Genomic DNA, 20,063 nt, shown 5'->3' with positions numbered 1-20,063 from the left:
TACGGTAACAATGCTATACTAAGGTCGTATGAATTTTTCATGAATCATCTGTGAGATGGAGGGGACTATCGATGCGTTACTTAGTCACATTGTTCTGGGCGATCTTGCTTTCGAATACAGCGATCTTTATCATTTCTGCTGTCGATGGCGTGACGTTCAACGCGATGCTCGCGACATTCTTTGGCGTCGTCATCACGATCTTTATTGTACTCTTGGACACGCTTAACCAAGATATGGGAATTAGCGACGTCGCACAAGAGAAGTAAGACGTCTACAACCAAGCTGGCTCATATCCGAGTCAGTTCTTTTTATATGTTTAGGAGGAATCGAATATGAAAAACAGTGCCAAACGAGCCAACTTCATTACGTTCGCCATCATCGGTGTCATCATTGTCGTCGGAATCGCTCTATTGTTCTTCTTGAACAATGCGAACGAAGAGACGGGCGTCAACGCCGTCACAGCAGATGAATTGGAGACGAAAATCTCCGAAGAGGAAGAAGTCGTCGTCTATTTCTGGCAGACTGGCTGCGAATACTGTGAGCAAGTCAAACCTTACGTTGAGCCGCTCATCGAAGAAAATGACGCCGTCTCGATCAACTTGGCCGACCATAACGTCTGGACGACTTACGGCATCAACGGGACTCCGACAATGATTCGTTTCCAAGACGGAAAAGAAGTCGGTCGTGTCGAAGGCGCCGTGTCGGAGCAACAATACGAAACGTTCTTTAAAAACGAGGAGGGCGCACAGTGATCAAAAGCCGCTTGTATCAGACTTTGTTTGAGTTGAACGCGACCCCGGTCATTGCCAAACGACTCCGTGCCTTCGCTGAATCGTCAGCGAGCCGGTCCTTCATCCCTTCGTTTGCGAAAACGTATCAAATCAATCTTGATGAAGCGGCGGAGCCGATTGAGGCTTATCCGAGCCTGCACGCCTTTTTCACACGTCACTTGAAAGAAGGGGTCCGGCCGATTGATGCAAGTCCGGACTCAGTCGTCTCGCCATGTGACGGCAAACTATCGATTGTGGCCGATATCACGGACGACAGCCGCTTCGAGGTGAAGGGACAATCGTACACACTCGCCGAGCTGCTCGGGTCACAACAAGAAGCGAGACGCTACGCGGGCGGCACGGTCTGTGTCCTTTATTTGAGCCCACGTGACTATCATCGTGTCCACGTCCCACTTACTGGACGGGTGCTCAGCCATTACGAGCTCGGGGACCGTTCGGCCCCGGTCAATGACATCGGCTTGACGGAGACGGTTCGTCCGCTCTCGCGCAACTATCGTCGCGTTACACGTTTTGAGACGGCGGCCGGTCTTTACGAGCACATCATGGTCGGTGCGTTGAACGTCAACACGATTGAATGGACGCTCGATGGCGATCGCGCTGCCAAAGGCGAAGAGGTCGGATACTTCTCGTTCGGCTCGACCGTCATCCTCTGTTTTGAGAAAGATCGCGTCACGATTGACCCGACAAAAATCGGTCCGGTTCGACTCGGAGAAGTCATCGGAACGATGCAAAACGATTGATTATAAAAACTTTTTCAGGCCGACCGAACGATACACTAGTCGTTTGGTCGGTTTTCGTTTACCATAGAAGGGATATCACTACATGTATAGTAGTTGAATCGCTTTAGCTAATTGGAGGAATTTAAACGTGTTTAATCGACTTTATCCGAAACAGTTCGTCGCGTCAGTTTTTGACATCGACCTTGAAGAATTGAAAGACCGTGGGGTTCGCGTCATTTTGACGGACCTTGATAATACACTCGTGGCCTGGGACGTCCCGCACGCACCTGAGCTTCTTTTGCTATGGCTTGAAAAAGTGAAATCACACGGACTCGATGTCATCGTCGTCTCGAATAACAACGAGAACCGCGTACGTACGTTCACGGAACCGCTCGGCCTTCACTATGTGGCGCGTGCGAAAAAGCCGTTGCCGTCTGGATTCAAACAGGCGCTCGCGAAATATGGCTATTCGACGAAAGAAGCCATCTTTTTAGGCGATCAATTGTTCACGGACGTACTCGGTGCCAATATGGCCGGGATTCACGTCATCCACGTGCAACCGGTCGTCAAGACGGACGGACTCGTCACGAAGTTCAATCGCATGCTTGAAAAAGTCGTGTTCGCCCATATGAAACGTCGCGGGAAGTACGTGTTGATCACGAAAAAAGTTGAGGAAATCGCCGTCGATGCGAAGCGCGCCAAAGTGGCGGTCGCTGAGAAAATCGGTGAGGCGATGCACTCGCGTTCCGAAGATTCACATAAAAAAGATGAATAAGGACCTCGAACGCACAGGAAGAAGGAGGCTGTCCATGTACGGCGCGTAAGGCGTCGGAATTAACGCTTCAGGAGTAGCGGCGAGGCGCTACGGTGAATGAAGAAGAGGCAACTTAAATGACAGCAGACAACACTATGGAAGAAACAAAACGTTATTGCGCCGGTTGCGGTGTCGCCATTCAAACGGAAGACCCGACCGGTGTCGGTTATGCACCAAAATCAGCACTCGATCGCGAGATCGTCATTTGCCAACGTTGCTTCAAATTGAAGCACTACAACCAGATCCAAGACGTCGAACTGACAGATGACGATTTCTTGCGCATTTTGAACGGCATCAGCGCGAAAGAAGCGCTCGTCATCAAAATCGTCGATATCTTCGACTTCAACGGCAGCTGGTTGCCAGGGCTTCAACGCTCGGTCGGCACAAACCCTGTCCTCTTGGTCGGGAACAAAGTCGACTTGCTGCCGAAGTCGGTCAACCCGAACCGGATGGCCAACTGGATGAAGGCTGAAGCGAAAGAGCTCGGCTTGAACCCGATCGATGTCCATTTGATCAGTGCGAAAAAAGGTCACGGCATCGATGAGCTCGCTGAAAAGATTGAATATTACCGGAAAGGCAAGGACGTCTATGTCGTCGGTTGTACGAACGTCGGAAAGTCGACGCTCATCAACCAAGTGATCAAGCGTTTCGGGGCAGAGGACGAAGCCATCATCACGGTCAGTCATTTCCCGGGAACGACGCTCGATTTGATTGACATCCCGCTCGACGATGATGCGAACTTGTACGACACACCGGGGATTATCAACCGTCATCAAATGGCGCATTATGTTGATGCGAAAGATTTGAAGACGATTACGCCGAAAAAAGAGATTAAGCCACACGTGTTCCAGTTGAACCCGCAGCAGACGCTCTTCTTCGGTGGACTCGCTCGTCTCGACTACATGGAAGGCAACAAGCGCTCGTTCGTTGTCTACATGTCGAATGAGTTGAAGACACACCGGACGAAACTCGACAAAGCAGATGAACTATATGAGAACCATATCGGTAAGATGCTCAACCCGCCGAACGAGAAGACATTGCAACTATTGCCTCCACTCGTGCGTCACGAGTTCAGTCTCCGTGACGGCGTCAAGACCGACATCGTCTTTAGCGGACTCGGTTGGGTCGCGATTCACGGAAAAGGTGGACGCATCGCCGCGTGGGCTCCAAAAGGAGTTGCCGTCACTTTGCGTGAGGCGCTCGTATGAGACTGGCCGTCATCGGTCACCCGATTGCTCATTCGCTCTCTCCCGTCCTGCATGAGCAGTGGCTGAGAGCGTCTGGGCTTTTCGGGCGCTATGAGGCACTTGACGTCGCCCCGGACGAACTCGCGGACTTGTTTCAAACGATGCGTGACGGCAACTGGGACGGTTTCAACGTCACGATCCCGTATAAAGAGGCGGTCATCCCGTACCTTGATGCGCTCGATCATGCGGCTGAAGCTGCCGGTGCCGTCAACACGGTGTATAGGCGAGATGGGAAGCTAATCGGGACGAACACGGACGGTGCGGGCCTTGTCGCCGCGCTCGACCGTCATACCGATTGGACGGGCCGTGTGCTCGTCATCGGAGCTGGCGGGGCAGCACGCGGCATCATCAGTGCCTTGCCGACTCGTTCTGTCACGGTCACGAACCGGACGATGGAGCGAGCGGAACGACTCGCGGCCGCGTTCGGGATCGAAGCGTTGGCACTCACCGATGTCGATCTGTCACGGTATGACGTCATCATCCAGACAACATCAGTTGGCATGAACGGGGTCGATTCCCCGATATCGTTAAAAGGTTTACGACAAAACACCGTCGTTTGTGATATCATATATCGTCCACTCGTCACACCGTTTTTAAAAGAAGCCGCCAAAACAGACGCGAAAATCGTCTACGGAACTGCCATGTTCGTCGGACAAGGCGCTTTGGCGTTTGAATATTGGACAGGTGTGAGACCGGATCAACTTGTCGGAATGAAGTTAATTGAAAGCTTATTGGAGGAATAAATAGTATGTTATCAGGTAAACAAAAACGCTTTTTACGTGCTGAAGCACACCACCTTTCACCGATCTATCAAGTCGGGAAAAATGGAGTCAGCGAAGCGATGTGCAAAGACATCGGCGACGCGCTCGAAAAACGTGAGCTTTTGAAAGTTCAAGTGCTCCAAAACTGTCTCGATACGCCGAAAGACGTAGCCGGAGAATTGGCTGAGGGCACGAAAGCCGAAGTCGTTCAAGTCATCGGAAAAGTCATCGTCTTGTACAAACAGGCGAACGAGAAAGAAAATCGCCATATCAAACTCCCATGAGTCGCATCGGTCTGATGGGGGGCACGTTCGATCCGCCTCACCTCGGTCACTTGTTGATTGCCGAGCAGGCGCGCGAACAGCTCGAGCTCGATGAGGTCTGGTTTTTGCCGGCCGCGATCCCGCCCCACAAGGCGGGTTTCAGCCCGGCTGAAGACCGGATCGAGATGACACAACGGGCGATTGCGGACCAAGCCGATTTCAAGCTGAGCTTGATCGAGTTTGAACGCGACGAACCTTCCTATACGGTCGAGACGATGAGACGGTTGCGAGATATGTACCCGGACGATACGTTCTTCTTTTTGATCGGGGCGGATTCGCTCGAGTCGCTCGAGAAGTGGTACGACTACGACACGCTCGTCACCCTCGTCACGTTCGGGGCCGTCGCGCGTCCGGGAAGCCGGTACCGTATCCCGAGACAGGCAGATGTGCGCACGATCGACATGCCGCAACTCGAAATCTCATCGACCGATATCCGGGAGCGGGCGATGCGAGAGAAGTCCATCAAATATCTTGTCCCACGCGATGTCGAAACTTATATCAAGGAGCGCGACTTATATGACGTATGAGGAAGCACAATCATTGATTGAGGCGACGTTACCGGAGAAACGCTATATCCACACGCTCGGTGTCGTTGAGACGGCCGACCGATTGGCCCGTTTATACGGGGCTGATGTGGAGCAGGCGCGACTGGCGGCGATGTTGCACGACTATGCGAAGTATTTGGATGCCGACATGATGCGGCAAGTCGTGGTCGAAGAGAACCTCGATCCGACCTTGCTTGTGTTCGACGACGAACTGTTACATGCACCGGTCGGGGCCATCCTGTTAGACCGGGCGTACGACCTTGACCCGGCCGTCGTATCGGCCATCAAAAACCATACGACCGGAGAACCGGGCATGTCCCGGCTCGACCAAATTTTATTCGTTGCGGATGCGATCGAACCGAATCGGTCGTATCCGGGCGTCGACGAGTTGCGTCACCTTGCTGACCATTCGCTCGAAGCGGCTGTCGTCGCGACACTACGGCAGACAATCTCTTATTTATTGACCAAGTCGGTGCGGATTTTCCCGCTGACAATTGAGACGTATAACCATTTTGTGAAAACACCCTAGGAGGTACAGTATGACTGTAAAAGAAGAATTAGAATTGATCGTGAAGGCCGCTGACGATAAGCGTGCCGAAGATATCGTCGTCCTCGACATGGAAGGCATCTCACCGGTCGCAGATTATTTCGTCATCTGCCACGGTAACTCAGAGAAGCAAGTCCAAGCGATCGCACGCGAAATCAAAGACGTGGCCGGCGAGCATGAGCTACCGCTCCACAAATTCGAAGGCATGGACTCGGCACGTTGGGTACTCGCTGACCTCGAAAACGTCGTCGTCCACATCTTCCATCGCGACGACCGTGACTACTACAACCTTGAAAAATTGTGGGCAGATGCGCCACAAGTGGAAGTAGAAGTCGGCTAATGGCGTACGAAGGGTTCGCCTACGTCTACGATGAGTTAATGAAAGATGCCCCGTATGAGGACTGGGTCGCCTTCGTGCGCCGCCACGTCCAAGACGGTGCATCGCTTGCTGACGTCGGATGCGGGACGGGCTCGGCGACGATTCGCTTGGCGGAGCATTACGAGACGATCGGGCTCGACTTATCCGAGTCGATGCTCGAAGTCGCCCAAGAGAAAGCGCTCGAGGCAGGCATCACGCTACCGCTTTGGCAACAGGATATGCGGGAGCTTGAATTGCCACACCCGGTCGACGCCGTCACGATTCTCTGTGACTCGCTTTGCTATCTCGAGGAAGAGGCGGATGTCATCGACACGTTCGAGGCGGTGTACGAACAATTGAAACCGGGCGGCATGTTCATCTTTGATGTGCATTCGCCGAACAAGATGCAGACGCTCTTCAATCAGAAGACGTATGCCTCGAACGGAGAAGGTTGCTCGTACATCTGGTTCGCCGACCCGGGCGAAGCACCGCTCTCGGTCGTTCACGATTTGACGTTCTTTGTCGCTCTTGAGGATGGCACGTATGAGCGTGTCGAAGAGACGCATGAGCAACGGACGTATGAGCCGGGGCAGTATATGCAATGGCTCATCGGAGCAGGCTTCCATGTGAAATCGGTCACCGCTGACTTCTCGGACCAAGCTCCGGGCCCGAACGCAGAACGAATCTTTTTTGTCGCCCAGAAATAAACGAGACCCCATCGCAACTTGCGATGGGGTCTTTATCATGGTCACGGCTCGTGACTGAATTGCCATTGGACACCGAAACGGTCTTCGACCATGCCATACGCCTTGCTCCAAAACGTTTCTTGGAGCGGCATATAAGTTCCTCCTCGAATCGTTTTTTTCAGTATGGAACATATGCACGTTAGAAGAATCCGACAAAATCACGAATTTTCGGACGGGGTTGTTGAATAAGAAGCTGAAACGGGAATGAGAAAGGGGAGACAATCTAACGAAAGAAGGCGCGTTACATTGAAACTGACACGGGGACGTGTACTGGAATTCGGGTTCGTGTTGTTCATGGCGATTATTCTCGTCACGTCGATTATCGAAGGAGAGTGGTTTGACGCGAGCGTCGCTGGGGCAGGGATCGTATCGGGATTGATTCCATTCATCCTCGAGAAGACGTTTAAGACCGAGTTCGACGCCAAGATGAAAGTCGCCTATATCTTGTTTTTGTTCGCATCACAGTATTTGGGCTCGATTGTCGGGCTATACAGTAATGGCTGGTGGGACACGTTTCTGCACGTGTTGAGCGGTGTCTTTCTGGCATTTCTCGGCTTTGACTTTTTGACGAGGCTCGATGAGGACATCCGGCTTGAGATGCCGAAGCGGTTCGTCTTCGTCTATATCGTCGTCTTCTCGATGGCCGGGGCGGCACTTTGGGAGATGTATGAGTTCACGTCGGATTTGGTGTTGAGCACGACGATGCAAGGGAACGGAAATGATGACACGATGGTCGATATCGTCGCCGGATCACTCGGCGGCATCATCGCAGCTCTCCTCGTGACGGAGCTTCATCGGAAAGAACAACATAAGAAACGCAAAAAATGAGAACGATTTCAAAAATGCTCGAGTTCGTCTCGAGCGTTTTATTTGTAATAATTATTATCTTTTAATATTATTAATCTTGTAATAATGATTATTAAGAGGAGGCTATATTAATGGATCAACACCGTCATCTAACTACTAACCAAGGCGTTCCCATCGGGGACAATGCCAATTCCATCACAGCGGGTCGCCGCGGCCCGACGCTTCTCGAAGATTATCAGCTAATTGAGAAACTCGCCCACTTTGACCGTGAGCGCGTGCCGGAACGGGTCGTTCATGCCCGTGGTGCCGGAGCACACGGTGTCTTCAAAGTTAAAAATAGCATGAAACGATATACAAAAGCCAAATTTTTGCAGGAAGAGGGACAAGAGACACCAATCTTCGCTCGCTTCTCAACCGTCATCCATGGTCTCGGTTCACCAGAGACACTTCGTGACCCACGTGGATTCTCGGTCAAATTTTATACAGAAGAAGGAAACTACGACTTCGTCGGAAATAACTTGCCCGTCTTCTTCATCCGTGACGCGATCAAGTTCCCGGACGTGATCCACTCGCTCAAACCGGACCCACGGACGAACCTGCAAGACCCGGACCGTTTCTTCGACTTCATGTCGCTCACGCCGGAATCGACGAGCATGCTCATCCACTTGTTCAGCGATGAAGGAATTCCAGCGTCCTACCGTCATATGCGCGGTTCTTCAGTCCACTCATTCAAATGGGTCAACGAATACGGAAACACGGTGTACATAAAACTCCGTTGGGTCCCGAAACAAGGTGTTAAAAACTTGTCGATGGAAGAAGCGGCGAAAGTACAGGCCGAAGACTTCAACCATGCGACACGTGACTTGTTTAACGCCATCGAAGAAGGCGACTTCCCGGAGTGGGATCTTTACGTCCAAATTCTCGATCCGGCTGATATGGACAACTTCGATTTCGATCCGCTTGACGCGACAAAAGACTGGTTCGAAGATGTCATCCCGTATCAGCTCGTCGGTACGATGACGCTCAACAAAAACGTCGACAACTACTTCGCCGAGACGGAATCGGTCGGCTTCAACCCGGGCGTGCTCGTACCTGGGATCCAACCGTCTGAAGACAAGATGCTCCAAGGCCGCTTGTTCTCATATTCGGACACGCAACGTTACCGCATCGGGGCGAACTATTTGCAGCTCCCAATCAACTGCCCGTTCGCACAAGTATCGAACAATCAGCGTGATGGGGCGATGCCGTTCAAACAACAGACGAGCCCGGTCAACTATGAACCGAACCGTTATGAGGACGCACCGAAACCGGATGCGGCTTATATCGAGACGGAACAACCGCTCACAGGCGTAGCCGGTCGTCAAAAAATCGAGAAGACGAACGACTTCGGTCAAGCAGGTGAAGTGTACCGTCGCTACTCGGAAGAAGAGAAGACGGCGCTCGTGAACAACTTGGTGGCGCATATTAAAGAAGTCCGCCACGAGAACACGGTGCTCCTCTTGATTTGCAACTTCTACCGGGCCGATCGCGACCTCGGCGCGCGTCTCTCGGAAGCGCTGAATGTCGATATCACACCGTTTTTGAGTCAAGTTACAGAATAAGTACGTAAGCAGAGTGGGAAACGCCACTCTGCTTTTTTGCGTATACTAGAAAGTGGGGGTGATGAGATGACTGTGCGAAGTGGCGGCTACTTGCTGATCGAACGTACAAAACGAGCCGAATATATGGACGCGCAACGACTTCCGGAGCTCGTCCGATCAGCGAGTGAATGTATTTGTGAGCAACATCCGACGCTCGATGTGCTTTGGGGGACGTCAAAAGATCGTAAGAATACGTATCGAGAACGACTGCGACTTAGCGAAGAAGATTTCCTCAAGCTCACGGAATGGGTGGAAGTCCATCAGGAGAGTGGGGAACTCGGGTATCCTCAAACGTTTCAGACGGTTGAACTCGCAAAGAGATTTCGAGACAGTTTCCTCTCTCATATCGAACTCGATATCCTTGAGCTCGGGCTACCTGAGTCTTATGTTGCTGACTTTTTAGCACAAGGGGACGAAGGAGAGAGTCCCGAGCGTTACGGTGTCGAACGATTCATTTTGGGGCACGAACGGGACGAGCCGACGGGACAATTTCTCGGTTACGAGGTGCTCGGGTATGAGAACGGCATGTTTCATTCGTATTTATGTAATGGATTAGAAAAAGACTTTGCCGAGCAATTCTCCTTCAAGTTGAATAAACATGGGTTCGTCTCGACGCTTGAAGAAGCGGGACGCTATTGTACATACAGCAATCAAGAAGACGTTGAGACAGAATCTGTCCTTTGGCTACCGTGGGCAATTTTTGAGGGGAAGGTCTGACTAGAAGCTTTCAAAATTGTCCCGAGCCCTTCCATATGCCAAGATAAGAAAAAAAGGGGGATGCTACATGAACCAAGTCATCGAAACACTACTAAATCACCGCTCCGTCCGCTCGTTCACGGATGAGGCGTTGACCGACGAACAAATCCGACTCATCGTCGAGAGTGCCCAGCGCGCTTCGACGTCGAGCTTCATTCAAGCCTATTCAATCATCGGCGTGACCGACCCGGAGAAGAAAGCACGGTTAGCCGAGATCGCTGGCAACCAGCAGTACGTCATCGATAACGGTCACTTCTTCGTCTTCTGTGCTGACCTGTATCGTCACGAGTTGATTGGGGAACTGCGTGAGGCTGAAGTGAATGCGACGCTTGAGACGGATGAGAAGCTGCTCGTCGCGGTCATCGACGCTGCGCTCGCGTCCCAAAACGCTGTCGTGGCCGCCGAATCGATGGGATTAGGTATTTGCTATATCGGTGGGATTCGTAACGACATGTTCGCCGTGAAGGAAGTACTCGGTTTACCGGAGCGGGTATTGCCGCTGTTCGGACTTGCCGTCGGTGTACCGGAACACGTCGAAGGTCAGAAACCGCGCCTCCCGTTCGAACATATTTATCATGAGAACACATACGCCGCGAGTCCTGAGCAGCTCAAACAAGAGCTCGATGCGTATGATGCGACGATTCATGACTACTACGCGGCACGCGGCTCGAACCAACGAAACGACACATGGACCGGGCAGATGGGACGGATGTTGTCGAAACCGACACGGCTCGATGTGAAAGACTTCTTGAAGACGCAAGGTTATTTAAAGCAAAACTAAGAACCGCCCAGGCGGTTTTTAGTTTTGACACGCTGTCTAAGCAGGAGGGGGCTATCACAATAAAAGGAAGCAAAACTATATTGATCTGTACGTTGATCGTTTCAATCATATTGATTGTGTTTACCTCACTTGAATTTCTAATTTTGAAGATACTTGGTTTACAGTATGAATCGTTGTGGAGTCTCCTCCTCTTCTTCCTCGTATATGGGATGTCAGAGATTCCGACCAACTTATTTCTGTCGGCATGCTTGAAGGCGTTGACGACTCTCGATCTCATCCAATCACATACAGGGCTGCTAGCCTTGTTCTTTCACATTGCGAGTCCTTTCATCGTATTGAACATCATTGATAGTTTGATGACGTCTGTGTCGATTTCTCAACTGGGAATCCTTCTGTTCTCGCTTGTCACCGGTCTCGTAGGATGGTTATCCATCCAACAAGATTCACATCCTCCAAAACGAGGGTCGAAAGAATTTGAAGCTTACGAAAAAAGATGAGTTGAATGACCGGCGAAACAAATAAGGAGCGGCTATTCTCGATCGAGAGAAAGTCGCTCCTTTATTTTCAATTTGTATGAGCATCAAGCCAGGCATGGTCGATCGCGCCGAACTGCTTGGCGACGATAATTCCATTTTCATCGAGGACGTACGTCGTTGGCATCGCCTGGATGCGGTAGGCGTTTCCGACGATTCCTTCCTCGTCATAGACGACCTTGAACGCATCTTCATATGGGGCGACGAACGTCCGCGCATCCTCGACATCCCGTTCGCTCGTCGTCGTATTGACGGCGACGATGGTCACATCGTCTTGTTCACGGGCAAACTTGGCCATGTCTGGCATCTCGGCCCGACACGGTGGGCACCATGATGCCCAGAAGTTGACGACGACCCGCTCACCGCGTAAATCTTTCAAGTTGAACGTCGTCCCGTCGGTCCGCTTCAGTTCGAAGTTCGGGGGCACTTGACCGATGTTCAACCCGGTTTGAGACGAGTCGGCCTCGAGGCGTAGTGTCTCGTCAGGCAAGCTCGCGTTGATGACGGCGAGCACGACGACAATCCCGAGTCCATATTGGACCGCCTTTTGAGATGGCCGCGCTGCATATATGGCGACGGCGATGAGAAGGGAGAACGGAATGAGCCACCACAACTCGAACGTACCGGTGACGGTCGATCCGATCAACCAAATCGCCATGGCACCGACCACGGTCCAAAGCAGCGCCCCGAGCGTCGGTGTCCGCATCCAGCGCCACGTCATGACGAGCAGCGAGGCGATGAGGACGGCCATATAGATGTGGAGCGGTTGTGGCGATGAAAGCAATGGGAGCACCCCATATTTCGGGACGACGAGCGTCATCGCCAGCCAAAGGAACAAGGCCGAGAATAACCAATAGCCGCGAAGGTGAGCATCGAGCCGGTAGACGAAGAATGCGATCACACCGGCGGCGATGAGAAGCGACCACGTGCCTCCGGTCGCATAAAGGGATAAGGCCAAACTCCCCGTCGAGGCGAGACCGAGGACGATCGCGCTTCCTTTCCATGCGAGAAAACCGGCGAACCAGGTGCCGAGGACAGCGTCGCGGTCTTTTTCCGACAAGCCGATTTTCTTAAAACCGATATAGAGAATGAGCAGGCTGACCATCATGGCTAGTAAATCGAGTCGAACGTTCAATGGACCGATCGCAATCACACAATCCCTCCTAGAGAAAAAGCGCCCAGTCGAGTGGGCGCTTTCTTTGTTTGTAGTATAGCATTAGCCGATTTGTGTTGCATTGAGGACGGTCTTCATCGCACCGTAGCCACCTAGGATGTTTTGGATATCCTTGTAGCCGAGTGATTGAAGTACGCTCGCGGCCATCCGTGAACGGACGCCTGACGCACAGTGAACGGCAATCGTTTGGTCGGTTGGAAGACCTTCGTGGTCGCGTGCCAATTTACCGAGTAGGATACGTTCGGCTTTCTCGTAGTGGCTCGCGTTCCATTCCGTCGCATTCCGGACGTCGAGAATGAAGACGTCACCTTTTTCAGCTGATTCAATCGCTTGTTCCGCTGTCACGTCCGTGTACGTTTCCGTCAACAACTCTTGACCGAGCTCTTCGACTGGGACGACGAAGCGGAGACGGTCGAGACCGATCGATTGGAGGTCCGTCTGCACTTGATCGACGTCTTCCGCGCTTGCGATGAGCGTGATGTCTTTGTCAAAGTTGACGAGCCAGCCGGCCCATGAGACGAACTTCGTGTTATACGGGATGTTGATTGTGCCCGGGACGTGACCTTTGGCGAAGTCTTCCCCTTTACGTGTATCGACGACTTGTGTCTCGTCGACGAGCGTATCGAGGCGGTCCGTGCCGACGACTTCCGGACGAGCGATTTCGTTCGTGACTTGGATGCCTTCTTTGTTCACTTTCTTCATCATCGCGAAGTAGTTCGGCGGTTCTGGCTGGTCCGTCGTCAACTCTTTGATGAACGCGTCTTTGTCTGTCATTTGAAGCGCCCAGTTCGTCGCTTTCTCGTAACCGACCGTCGATGTCGGGATGGCGCCGAGCGCTTTACCGCAAGCACTTCCGGCACCGTGGCCCGGCCAGACTTGAACGAAGTCAGGAAGAGCTTTGAATTTCTTGAGTGAGTCAAACATTTGCTCGGCACCGATGGCTGTCGTTCCTTTTACACCGGCTGCTTCTTCGAGCAAGTCAGGACGACCGATATCACCGACGAAGACGAAGTCACCTGTGAAGATCCCCATCGGTTGTGTCTGGTTCCGGTCGTAAAGCAAGAACGAGATATGTTCTGGCGTGTGACCTGGTGTATGCATGACTTCGAGTGTGACGTTACCGACTTTGAACGTGTCGCCATCTTTGACGAGTTTTGAGTCGATGTCTTTTGCGAACGCATATTTCCATGACGCGTCGCCTTCGTCTGATAGGTAAGCCGTTGAACCGGTACGTTTCGCAAGCTCGAGTGAACCTGAGACGAAGTCGGCATGGATGTGCGTCTCAGCCGTGGCGACAATCTTCATGCCTTCTTTTTCAGCTTCTTGAAGATACGGTGTGATGTTGCGGGCCGGGTCGATGACGACGGCTTCGCCGGTCATTTGGCAACCGACCATATAAGATGCTTGTGCTAATTTTTGATCATAGAAATAACGTAATAACATGTAAAGTACCCCCTAAGATTAATTGACTGTAAACGATTATGGTTGTTGAGATGTATATATAGAAGATTGTTAGACGGTTTCGCCCGTCCAGCTCATCATGCCGCCATCGACGTTGATGACATCGAAGCCGAGTGAATCGAGGTAAGCCGAAGCGTTCATGCTTCGTCCCCCTGCTGCACAGATGACGTGAATCGGTTTCGAACGATCGAGCTCATCGACTTTCGCACCGAATTCAGAGAGGGGAACGTTTTTCGCTTGCTTGATGTGCCCACCTGCAAATTCGTCTGTCTCCCGAACGTCAATCAAGTTGAGCGTCTCATCAGATTGAAGCAACGTTTCTAGTTCAGTTGTCGAAATGGTTTTCATAAGCTTGAAATCTCCTTTGTGATTGTCGAATTTTTGAAATGAGTTTCTTTCGTTGTTTTTAATATACCCCCTGAGGTATACTAAATGCAAGAAAAAGAATCGGAGGTCGAAAATTGAAGAAAATCGTCATTTTTTTATCCATTTTAGTGTTGGGGACAATCGGAATCGTTCTTTTTACGTCAAATGAGAGTGGAATCACTCAAATCGACGTCGAAACACTACAAAACAGATTGGAAAACGAAGAAATATCCTTATTAGATGTCCGAGAAGCGGCTGAATACGAGGGGGGGCATATCGAAGGAGCGGTGAACGCACCACTTTCTTCATTAGATGAGATCGAATTGCCCTATTCGAAAGACGAGCCGATTTACGTCATCTGTCGAAGCGGGAATCGAAGTGCCCAAGCGGCCCAACTGTTGAAACAACGTGGGTACACAGAAATTTACGATGTCTCGGGCGGTATGATCGCCTGGGAACAAAACTAAAACTTACTTATATAGAGGGTAGGGAATTGGAGGAGTTAGCATGGAACTAGGATTTATCATCACCATTTTTTTGATCGGCTTCATCGGGTCGTTCATTTCAGGGATGGTCGGGATTGGCGGATCGATTATTAAATATCCGATGCTGTTGTACATTCCACCGCTCCTTGGCTTCGCGGCGTTCAGCGCCCATGAAGTATCGGGAATCAGCGCGATTCAAGTCTTCTTCGCGACGATCGGTGGGATTTATGCGTATCGGAAGGGCGGCTACTTAAACAAACAGCTCATCTTGTATATGGGTGTCGCCGTCTTGATCGGGAGTTTCATCGGCGGTTATGGTTCGACGCTCTTGTCGGAGAACTTGATTAACGTCGTCTATGCCGTGCTCGCGACCATTGCGACGGTCATGATGTTCTTACCGAAAAAGAATGTCGAGGATGTTCCGCTCGACCAAGTCACTTTCAATAAACTGATTGCGGCGAGCTCGGCGTTTGTCGTCGGGGTGGCCGCAGGGATCGTTGGTGCAGCGGGCGCGTTCATCTTGATGCCGATCATGCTCGTCGTGCTCCGGATTCCGACGAAAATGGCAATCGCGAGTTCGCTCGCCATCACGTTCATCTCGTCAATCGGCTCGACAGCCGGTAAAATCATCACCGACCAAATCGTATGGGAACCCGCCGTCATCATGATCATCGCCAGTTTGATTGCGGCACCACTTGGCGCGAATATAGGTAAAAACATGAAGACGAAGTCGCTTCAAATGATTTTGGCGCTCCTCATTTTAGCGAGCACCGTTAAAATTTGGATGGACATCATCGGTTAATCGAATCGACGTTAAATGGCTACCGAGGCGACTTGGTGGTCATTTTTGTGTAAAGCCCGCAATAAAATTGTTAAGTTTATGTATAATTGTAAACGTCAATTAGTTGAATTGAGGTCACAGGAACGTTAAAATATAGGTTATACGTCTAAAAAGAAAACGAACCTTCAACTTGAATTTCATATAAGGAGTGTTTACATGAATCACACGAATCAACCGAAAGGAAAAATGGACCGCTTCCGCCAGGCGACGCTCGACTCGTTCAAGACTCATCGTCTGTTCTGGATATTTACGATCCTGCTTTGGACGAAGTCGCTGATCGCGTATCAGTTCTTCTTCAATATGCCGGCTGAGAACGCGATCCAGGCATTCATTCTCATCATCAACCCGCTCAGCTTCACGTTGTTCTTGTTCGCTTTCAGCTTCTTCTTCGGGGGGAATAAGCGGAAGTGGGCACTGTACAGCCTATATCTCGTCTCTTCGCTCATCTTGTTCGCGGATACGACGTATTACCGTGAGTTCACGGACTTCTTGACCGTACCGGTCTTGTTCCAATCGTCGAACATGGAGACGCTGTCGTCGTCATTCCTGTCGCTTCTCGAATGGAAAGACTTGCTCTTGTTAGGCGATCTCGTCGTGCTTCCGTTTCTGTTATGGAAAATGAACGAGACGAGTCAGGCGTCACAGCGCCGTGTCTTGATCACATTCACGGCAGCAGCAGCTATGTTCGGATTCAACCTCGTCCTTGCCGAGACGGAGCGTCCAGAGTTACTCACGCGTTCGTTTGACCGGGAGCTGTTGGTCAAAAACTTAGGAACGTTCAACTTCCATGTCTACGATGCCATGCTTCAAACGAAGACATCGGCCCAAAAAGCGCTCGCAGACGGTTCTGAACTAGATGAAGTCGAGAACTTCACGCGTCAGAACTATGCGGCTCCAGACCCGGAGATGTTCGGGAAGTATAAAGGCAAGAACGTTGTCGTCGTCTCATTCGAGTCGGCCCAAAACTTCACGCACAACATGAAAGCTTCGAACGGTGAATACATCACGCCGAACTTGAACAAACTGATTGAAGAGTCCCACTACTGGCCGAACTATTACCATACGACCGGCCAAGGGAAAACGTCAGATGCCGAGTTCGCCCTCGATAACTCGCTGTATGGCCTCTCGCGTGGAGGAGTCTACTTCACGAACGCCGATAATGAATACAACGCATTACCTGAAGTCATTAAAGAAGACAACTACTACTCGGCCGTGTTCCACGCCAACAACAAATCGTTTTGGAACCGTGACCAGATGTATCAAAACATCGGCGTCGACAAGTTCTTTGACGAAGCGAGCTATGATCTCGGAAATCCAGAGGACATGACAGAGTGGGGACTGCTCGATGATGAGTTCTTCCGCCAGTCGGTACCGATGCTCGAGGAGCTCCCGGAACCGTTCTATGCGAAGTTCATCACGCTCACGAACCATTTCCCTTACACGATGCCGAGTGAAAAGCATGAGCTCGTCCCGAAATTTGAGACGAACTCGACGACGCTCAACAACTTCCCGCAAGCGCTCGCGTATCAAGATTACGCTCTCGGCTTGTTCATCGAAGACTTGAAGGCGAACGGGATGTGGGAAGACACGATCTTCGTCGTCTACGGTGACCATTATGGCATCTCGACGAACCATAACGCCGCCATGGCTGATCTGCTCGGGAAAGACGAGTTGACGCCGTATGACGTCGCCAAGCTTCAAGCGGTCCCGTTCGCAATCCATTTGCCGGGACAAGAGAAAGGTGAAGTGCACGAGACGATCGGAAGTCATGTCGATATGAACCCGACGATTCAGCACTTGCTCGGAATCGATACGTCTGAACAGGTCGGATTCGGGAACGATTTGTTCTCGAAAGAGCATTATGACCGCGCCATTTTCCGCGACGGGACGGTCGTGACACAAGACCATCTGTTCACGCAGTCGATGTGTTACGACGCCGAGACGGGTGAAGTCGCTGAAGATGGTGCAGCATGTACGCCACTTGAAGAAGAAGCGAACAAAATCCTTGAGATGAACGATCAACTCATCTATTCAGATTTACTCCGCTTCAAGCAAGACCAATAACGAGGAGAGAAAAGGTTGGAGACAATCTTTTCTCTTTTTTTGTGGTCGTCGCGCCTTAGGAAGACTAAGATGAAAGAAGTGCACATCAGAAAAGGAGAACTTATGACATTAGACTATACGGGAGAACGGGTCATCCCAGATCGCATGGACCCATTGAACGGTTTATTGCTCGAACATATCGCCCGCTATCATTTCGCTCTGTTATACATGAACGGGCGCGTCCTCGATTTTGCGAGCGGGAGCGGGTATGGCAGTCAATTGATCGCGAAAAACTTGAAAGGGACCGTGACCGAAGTCGTCGCGCTCGACTTGTCGGAAGAGGCGACGCGCTATGCGAAAGGCCGTTATCATCATCCGAACGTCAACTATATCGTCGGCGATGTCGTCGACCGGACATTGCCGGACAAACTCGGGATGTTTGATTGCATCGTCAGCTTCGAGACGATCGAACATGTGACCGAATATGAGGCGTTCATGGCGAACGTGTGGGACTTATTGAAGCCAGGCGGCATCTTGGTGTTATCGACGCCATTCGGCCAAGGGGTCGGGCAACCGACGAATGAGCCGTTCCACACGCACCAGTTCACGGAGGCCGAGTTCGAAGCGCTGTTCACCCCGTTCACATCGACCGAGTTCTATTACCAGCGTGGTGTGCTCGTCGAACCGAAGCGGGGTACGCGCCATTATCCGATTGGTATCGTGGTTGCTGTGAAATCATAGAGCAGGAAAGGAAATCAATATGGGGAAAATCAAAAAACCATCCTATTATGGATGGTACATGGTCATGATTGCAGGGCTCGGCGTCTTTTTCTCGGGTCCGGGCCAGACGTATTTTATCTCGGTGTTTATCGATCAATACATAACCGACTTCGGTTGGTCGCGTTCAGAAGTGTCGAGTATCTATTCGGCGGCAACGCTCGCTTCGGCAGCGTGTCTATTCTTCGTCGGACGATTGATTGATCGGTTCGGGCAACGCATCATGATGGTGCTCGCGTCGATCCTTCTAGCCGTCGCTTGTTTGTTCAATAGTTATGTGACGAACTTGACGATGCTCTTCTTCGGCATTTGGATGCTTCGCTTGTTCGGGCAAGGTTCGATGTCGCTCATCCCGAACACGCTCGTCCCGCAATGGTTCATCACGAAGCGGGGACAAGCGCTCAGCTATATGGCAATCGGCGGCTTCTTGAGTTCGGCTGTCTTTCCTCCGCTCAACGTCTGGCTCGTCGGTTTAATTGGCTGGCAGACGACGTGGCAAGTGTGGGGACTCCTCGTGCTCGTCTTGTTCACGCCGCTCGCTTACCGCTTCGTCCGTAATCGACCGGAGGATATGGGGTTGTTGCCGGACGGTGAGACAAACCCACATCCGAGCCCAAAGACGACAGGTGCACCGATTCACGTCGACGTCGACTTCACGTTCAAAGAAGCGCTTAAGACACGGGCGTTTTGGCTGATTCTCTCGTGTATCGGAATCCCGGCACTCGTCAACACGGCCATCACGTTTCATCTGATTTCGATTTTTGAAGAGCAAAGTCTGCCTCCTGTCACGGCGGCACTTGTCTTAAGTTTGATGGCGATCCTCGGGTTTCCGGTGACGTTCATCGCCGGAAGGATCATCGATGTCGTGAAAATCAATTACGTGCTCATCGGGATTTTCGTCACAGAAATCGTTTTCATGGTTATTTTGCAGTATACGACGACGTTCTCGCTCGCCATTCTCTTCGGGGTCATTTGGGGGATCAGCAACGGTTTTGAACGCATCGCCTTGAATTATGTGTGGCCGTATTACTTCGGTCGCGCCGCGCTCGGCAGTATCAGCGGGCTGGCGACGTCTGTCATGGTGCTTGGTTCTGCGGTCGGCCCGCTTCCATTCGGGATCGCCTACGACTTGTTCGGGAACTATGAGATGATTATTTGGTACTCGCTCGTCTTTCCGCTCATTGGTATCGTAGCTGCTGCTTTGGCAGTGAAGCCGACACTCGTCCGCTCGTGATGACATAAAAAACCCCGATGAACGAGGTCATCGGGTAATGAAATAGTATAAGAGGCCGAGCGCCAAAAATGAGACCGGGAACAAGACGATATACGTCCAAGACACCATCGACCAACTTTTCTTTTGACTATAGTCTGATTTGTCTTTCCCGAGTCCGACCATGATGGTGAAGACGAGGGCGATCAAGCAAACGAGTAGCGATAATCCAATTGTGAGATACATGTTGTCACATCCTTCATGATTTCTTCATATCAAGCATAGCTGAATATAAGATGAAAAAGCCTCTGAAATGTTGGGATTATGTGTCCAACAGT

Annotated in this window: 25 protein-coding genes; 21 read left to right on the top strand and 4 right to left on the bottom strand. The window is 51.3% G+C overall.

The genetic code is table 11. From position 1 onward, the window contains the following. Window positions 1-71: 71 nt before the first annotated feature. The 16 genes from EVJ34_RS03955 (at window position 72) to EVJ34_RS15985 (ending at window position 11,332) form a co-directional block, all read left to right on the top strand. On the top strand, window positions 72-266 hold the full coding sequence (locus EVJ34_RS03955; RefSeq protein ID WP_021066656.1) for a YjzD family protein: 195 nt from the start codon (window positions 72-74) through the stop codon (window positions 264-266). A 66-nt stretch (window positions 267-332) separates the two neighbouring features. Next, window positions 333-752, top strand: a complete 420-nt coding sequence (locus tag EVJ34_RS03950) for a thioredoxin family protein (RefSeq protein ID WP_131437564.1) — start codon at window positions 333-335, stop codon at window positions 750-752. Next, on the top strand, window positions 749-1,531 hold the full coding sequence (locus EVJ34_RS03945) for a phosphatidylserine decarboxylase (RefSeq protein ID WP_131484748.1): 783 nt from the start codon (window positions 749-751) through the stop codon (window positions 1,529-1,531). The genes EVJ34_RS03950 and EVJ34_RS03945 overlap by 4 nt, the downstream gene beginning before the upstream one ends. A 127-nt stretch (window positions 1,532-1,658) precedes the next feature. Next, complete coding sequence (locus EVJ34_RS03940; RefSeq protein WP_034776630.1) at window positions 1,659-2,285, top strand: YqeG family HAD IIIA-type phosphatase; 627 nt, start codon at window positions 1,659-1,661, stop codon at window positions 2,283-2,285. Between the two features lie 134 nt (window positions 2,286-2,419). Beyond that, window positions 2,420-3,532: a ribosome biogenesis GTPase YqeH gene (gene yqeH, locus EVJ34_RS03935; protein ID WP_131437558.1), complete on the top strand. Its 1,113-nt coding sequence runs from the start codon at window positions 2,420-2,422 to the stop codon at window positions 3,530-3,532. After that, window positions 3,529-4,314 (top strand): shikimate dehydrogenase, encoded by a 786-nt coding sequence (gene aroE / locus EVJ34_RS03930; RefSeq protein WP_131484747.1) that lies wholly within the window; start codon window positions 3,529-3,531, stop codon window positions 4,312-4,314. The genes yqeH and aroE overlap by 4 nt, the downstream gene beginning before the upstream one ends. Window positions 4,315-4,319: 5 nt before the next feature. Further along, on the top strand, window positions 4,320-4,616 hold the full coding sequence (gene yhbY, locus EVJ34_RS03925; RefSeq protein WP_131437555.1) for a ribosome assembly RNA-binding protein YhbY: 297 nt from the start codon (window positions 4,320-4,322) through the stop codon (window positions 4,614-4,616). Then, window positions 4,613-5,182, top strand: coding sequence for a nicotinate-nucleotide adenylyltransferase (locus EVJ34_RS03920; protein ID WP_131484746.1), 570 nt, complete (start codon window positions 4,613-4,615; stop codon window positions 5,180-5,182). The genes yhbY and EVJ34_RS03920 overlap by 4 nt, the downstream gene beginning before the upstream one ends. Further along, complete coding sequence (gene yqeK / locus EVJ34_RS03915) at window positions 5,172-5,729, top strand: bis(5'-nucleosyl)-tetraphosphatase (symmetrical) YqeK (protein ID WP_131484745.1); 558 nt, start codon at window positions 5,172-5,174, stop codon at window positions 5,727-5,729. Before EVJ34_RS03920 ends, yqeK begins: the two co-directional genes overlap by 11 nt. Before the next feature lie 10 nt (window positions 5,730-5,739). Then, window positions 5,740-6,087: a ribosome silencing factor gene (gene rsfS, locus EVJ34_RS03910; protein ID WP_021066647.1), complete on the top strand. Its 348-nt coding sequence runs from the start codon at window positions 5,740-5,742 to the stop codon at window positions 6,085-6,087. Next, entirely contained in the window at window positions 6,087-6,812 is a 726-nt protein-coding gene (locus tag EVJ34_RS03905) for a class I SAM-dependent DNA methyltransferase (RefSeq protein WP_131484744.1), read from the top strand. The genes rsfS and EVJ34_RS03905 overlap by 1 nt, the downstream gene beginning before the upstream one ends. A 285-nt stretch (window positions 6,813-7,097) precedes the next feature. Next, the gene (locus EVJ34_RS03895; RefSeq protein WP_201739914.1) at window positions 7,098-7,679 is read left to right on the top strand and encodes a DUF2238 domain-containing protein; all 582 of its coding nucleotides are present in this window, start codon (window positions 7,098-7,100) and stop codon (window positions 7,677-7,679) included. Between the two features lie 110 nt (window positions 7,680-7,789). Further along, window positions 7,790-9,259, top strand: a complete 1,470-nt coding sequence (locus EVJ34_RS03890) for a catalase (protein ID WP_131484743.1) — start codon at window positions 7,790-7,792, stop codon at window positions 9,257-9,259. 66 nt (window positions 9,260-9,325) lie between these two features. Further along, window positions 9,326-10,015: a hypothetical protein gene (locus EVJ34_RS03885; RefSeq protein WP_131484742.1), complete on the top strand. Its 690-nt coding sequence runs from the start codon at window positions 9,326-9,328 to the stop codon at window positions 10,013-10,015. Between the two features lie 67 nt (window positions 10,016-10,082). Next, entirely contained in the window at window positions 10,083-10,835 is a 753-nt protein-coding gene (gene nfsA / locus EVJ34_RS03880; protein WP_131484741.1) for an oxygen-insensitive NADPH nitroreductase, read from the top strand. Beyond that, window positions 10,742-11,332 (top strand): YrvL family regulatory protein, encoded by a 591-nt coding sequence (locus EVJ34_RS15985; RefSeq protein ID WP_131484740.1) that lies wholly within the window; start codon window positions 10,742-10,744, stop codon window positions 11,330-11,332. The genes nfsA and EVJ34_RS15985 overlap by 94 nt, the downstream gene beginning before the upstream one ends. A gap of 67 nt (window positions 11,333-11,399) precedes the next feature. On the opposite strand, the gene EVJ34_RS03870 is transcribed toward EVJ34_RS15985, so the two are convergent. From EVJ34_RS03870 to EVJ34_RS03860, 3 genes are all read right to left on the bottom strand, one after another. Then, the gene (locus EVJ34_RS03870) at window positions 11,400-12,521 is read right to left on the bottom strand and encodes a TlpA disulfide reductase family protein (protein WP_131484739.1); all 1,122 of its coding nucleotides are present in this window, start codon (window positions 12,519-12,521) and stop codon (window positions 11,400-11,402) included. Window positions 12,522-12,584: 63 nt separating this feature from the next. Beyond that, window positions 12,585-13,985 carry an MBL fold metallo-hydrolase gene (locus EVJ34_RS03865; RefSeq protein ID WP_131437539.1) on the bottom strand — a complete coding sequence of 467 codons (1,401 nt, stop codon included), beginning with the start codon at window positions 13,983-13,985 and terminating at the stop codon, window positions 12,585-12,587. Window positions 13,986-14,054: 69 nt separating this feature from the next. Continuing rightward, window positions 14,055-14,351 carry a rhodanese-like domain-containing protein gene (locus EVJ34_RS03860; protein ID WP_029595926.1) on the bottom strand — a complete coding sequence of 99 codons (297 nt, stop codon included), beginning with the start codon at window positions 14,349-14,351 and terminating at the stop codon, window positions 14,055-14,057. Between the two features lie 113 nt (window positions 14,352-14,464). On the opposite strand from EVJ34_RS03860, the gene EVJ34_RS03855 reads away from it, so the two are divergent. From EVJ34_RS03855 to EVJ34_RS03835, 5 genes are all read left to right on the top strand, one after another. Next, window positions 14,465-14,836 carry a rhodanese-like domain-containing protein gene (locus EVJ34_RS03855; protein ID WP_236636632.1) on the top strand — a complete coding sequence of 124 codons (372 nt, stop codon included), beginning with the start codon at window positions 14,465-14,467 and terminating at the stop codon, window positions 14,834-14,836. A 40-nt stretch (window positions 14,837-14,876) separates the two neighbouring features. Further along, on the top strand, window positions 14,877-15,656 hold the full coding sequence (locus EVJ34_RS03850) for a sulfite exporter TauE/SafE family protein (protein WP_131437535.1): 780 nt from the start codon (window positions 14,877-14,879) through the stop codon (window positions 15,654-15,656). Between the two features lie 195 nt (window positions 15,657-15,851). Continuing rightward, a complete protein-coding gene (locus EVJ34_RS03845) occupies window positions 15,852-17,759 on the top strand; it encodes an LTA synthase family protein (protein ID WP_131437533.1) in 1,908 nt (635 codons plus the stop codon). A gap of 102 nt (window positions 17,760-17,861) precedes the next feature. Beyond that, window positions 17,862-18,479, top strand: a complete 618-nt coding sequence (locus EVJ34_RS03840; RefSeq protein ID WP_131484738.1) for a class I SAM-dependent methyltransferase — start codon at window positions 17,862-17,864, stop codon at window positions 18,477-18,479. A gap of 19 nt (window positions 18,480-18,498) precedes the next feature. After that, window positions 18,499-19,749, top strand: coding sequence for an MFS transporter (locus EVJ34_RS03835; RefSeq protein WP_131484737.1), 1,251 nt, complete (start codon window positions 18,499-18,501; stop codon window positions 19,747-19,749). A 27-nt stretch (window positions 19,750-19,776) separates the two neighbouring features. Here the strand turns inward: EVJ34_RS03835 and EVJ34_RS03830 are convergent, their stop codons facing one another. Then, window positions 19,777-19,971, bottom strand: a complete 195-nt coding sequence (locus tag EVJ34_RS03830) for a hypothetical protein (RefSeq protein WP_131437527.1) — start codon at window positions 19,969-19,971, stop codon at window positions 19,777-19,779. Between the last annotated feature and the right edge of the window lie 92 nt (window positions 19,972-20,063).

Origin of the sequence: Exiguobacterium sp. SL-9 (assembly GCF_004336985.1) — a bacterium.
In the GTDB taxonomy this organism is placed as follows: domain Bacteria; phylum Bacillota; class Bacilli; order Exiguobacteriales; family Exiguobacteriaceae; genus Exiguobacterium.
Note: the sequence above shows the minus strand (reverse complement) of the source record. Positions and strands in the feature narration are given on the sequence as shown.

What these genes read in the sequence shown, in the direction of transcription:
- EVJ34_RS03955 (WP_021066656.1), top strand. Translation starts at nt 72, where the DNA reads ATGCGTTACTTAGTCACATTGTTCTGGGCGATCTTGCTTTCGAATACA.
- EVJ34_RS03950 (WP_131437564.1), top strand. Translation starts at nt 333, where the DNA reads ATGAAAAACAGTGCCAAACGAGCCAACTTCATTACGTTCGCCATCATC.
- yqeH (WP_131437558.1), top strand. Translation starts at nt 2,420, where the DNA reads ATGGAAGAAACAAAACGTTATTGCGCCGGTTGCGGTGTCGCCATTCAA.
- aroE (WP_131484747.1), top strand. Translation starts at nt 3,529, where the DNA reads ATGAGACTGGCCGTCATCGGTCACCCGATTGCTCATTCGCTCTCTCCC.
- yhbY (WP_131437555.1), top strand. Translation starts at nt 4,320, where the DNA reads ATGTTATCAGGTAAACAAAAACGCTTTTTACGTGCTGAAGCACACCAC.
- EVJ34_RS03920 (WP_131484746.1), top strand. Translation starts at nt 4,613, where the DNA reads ATGAGTCGCATCGGTCTGATGGGGGGCACGTTCGATCCGCCTCACCTC.
- yqeK (WP_131484745.1), top strand. Translation starts at nt 5,172, where the DNA reads ATGACGTATGAGGAAGCACAATCATTGATTGAGGCGACGTTACCGGAG.
- rsfS (WP_021066647.1), top strand. Translation starts at nt 5,740, where the DNA reads ATGACTGTAAAAGAAGAATTAGAATTGATCGTGAAGGCCGCTGACGAT.
- EVJ34_RS03905 (WP_131484744.1), top strand. Translation starts at nt 6,087, where the DNA reads ATGGCGTACGAAGGGTTCGCCTACGTCTACGATGAGTTAATGAAAGAT.
- EVJ34_RS03890 (WP_131484743.1), top strand. Translation starts at nt 7,790, where the DNA reads ATGGATCAACACCGTCATCTAACTACTAACCAAGGCGTTCCCATCGGG.
- EVJ34_RS03885 (WP_131484742.1), top strand. Translation starts at nt 9,326, where the DNA reads ATGACTGTGCGAAGTGGCGGCTACTTGCTGATCGAACGTACAAAACGA.
- nfsA (WP_131484741.1), top strand. Translation starts at nt 10,083, where the DNA reads ATGAACCAAGTCATCGAAACACTACTAAATCACCGCTCCGTCCGCTCG.
- EVJ34_RS15985 (WP_131484740.1), top strand. Translation starts at nt 10,742, where the DNA reads ATGGACCGGGCAGATGGGACGGATGTTGTCGAAACCGACACGGCTCGA.
- EVJ34_RS03865 (WP_131437539.1), bottom strand. Translation starts at nt 13,985, where the DNA reads ATGTTATTACGTTATTTCTATGATCAAAAATTAGCACAAGCATCTTAT.
- EVJ34_RS03860 (WP_029595926.1), bottom strand. Translation starts at nt 14,351, where the DNA reads ATGAAAACCATTTCGACAACTGAACTAGAAACGTTGCTTCAATCTGAT.
- EVJ34_RS03850 (WP_131437535.1), top strand. Translation starts at nt 14,877, where the DNA reads ATGGAACTAGGATTTATCATCACCATTTTTTTGATCGGCTTCATCGGG.
- EVJ34_RS03845 (WP_131437533.1), top strand. Translation starts at nt 15,852, where the DNA reads ATGAATCACACGAATCAACCGAAAGGAAAAATGGACCGCTTCCGCCAG.
- EVJ34_RS03840 (WP_131484738.1), top strand. Translation starts at nt 17,862, where the DNA reads ATGACATTAGACTATACGGGAGAACGGGTCATCCCAGATCGCATGGAC.
- EVJ34_RS03835 (WP_131484737.1), top strand. Translation starts at nt 18,499, where the DNA reads ATGGGGAAAATCAAAAAACCATCCTATTATGGATGGTACATGGTCATG.
- EVJ34_RS03830 (WP_131437527.1), bottom strand. Translation starts at nt 19,971, where the DNA reads ATGTATCTCACAATTGGATTATCGCTACTCGTTTGCTTGATCGCCCTC.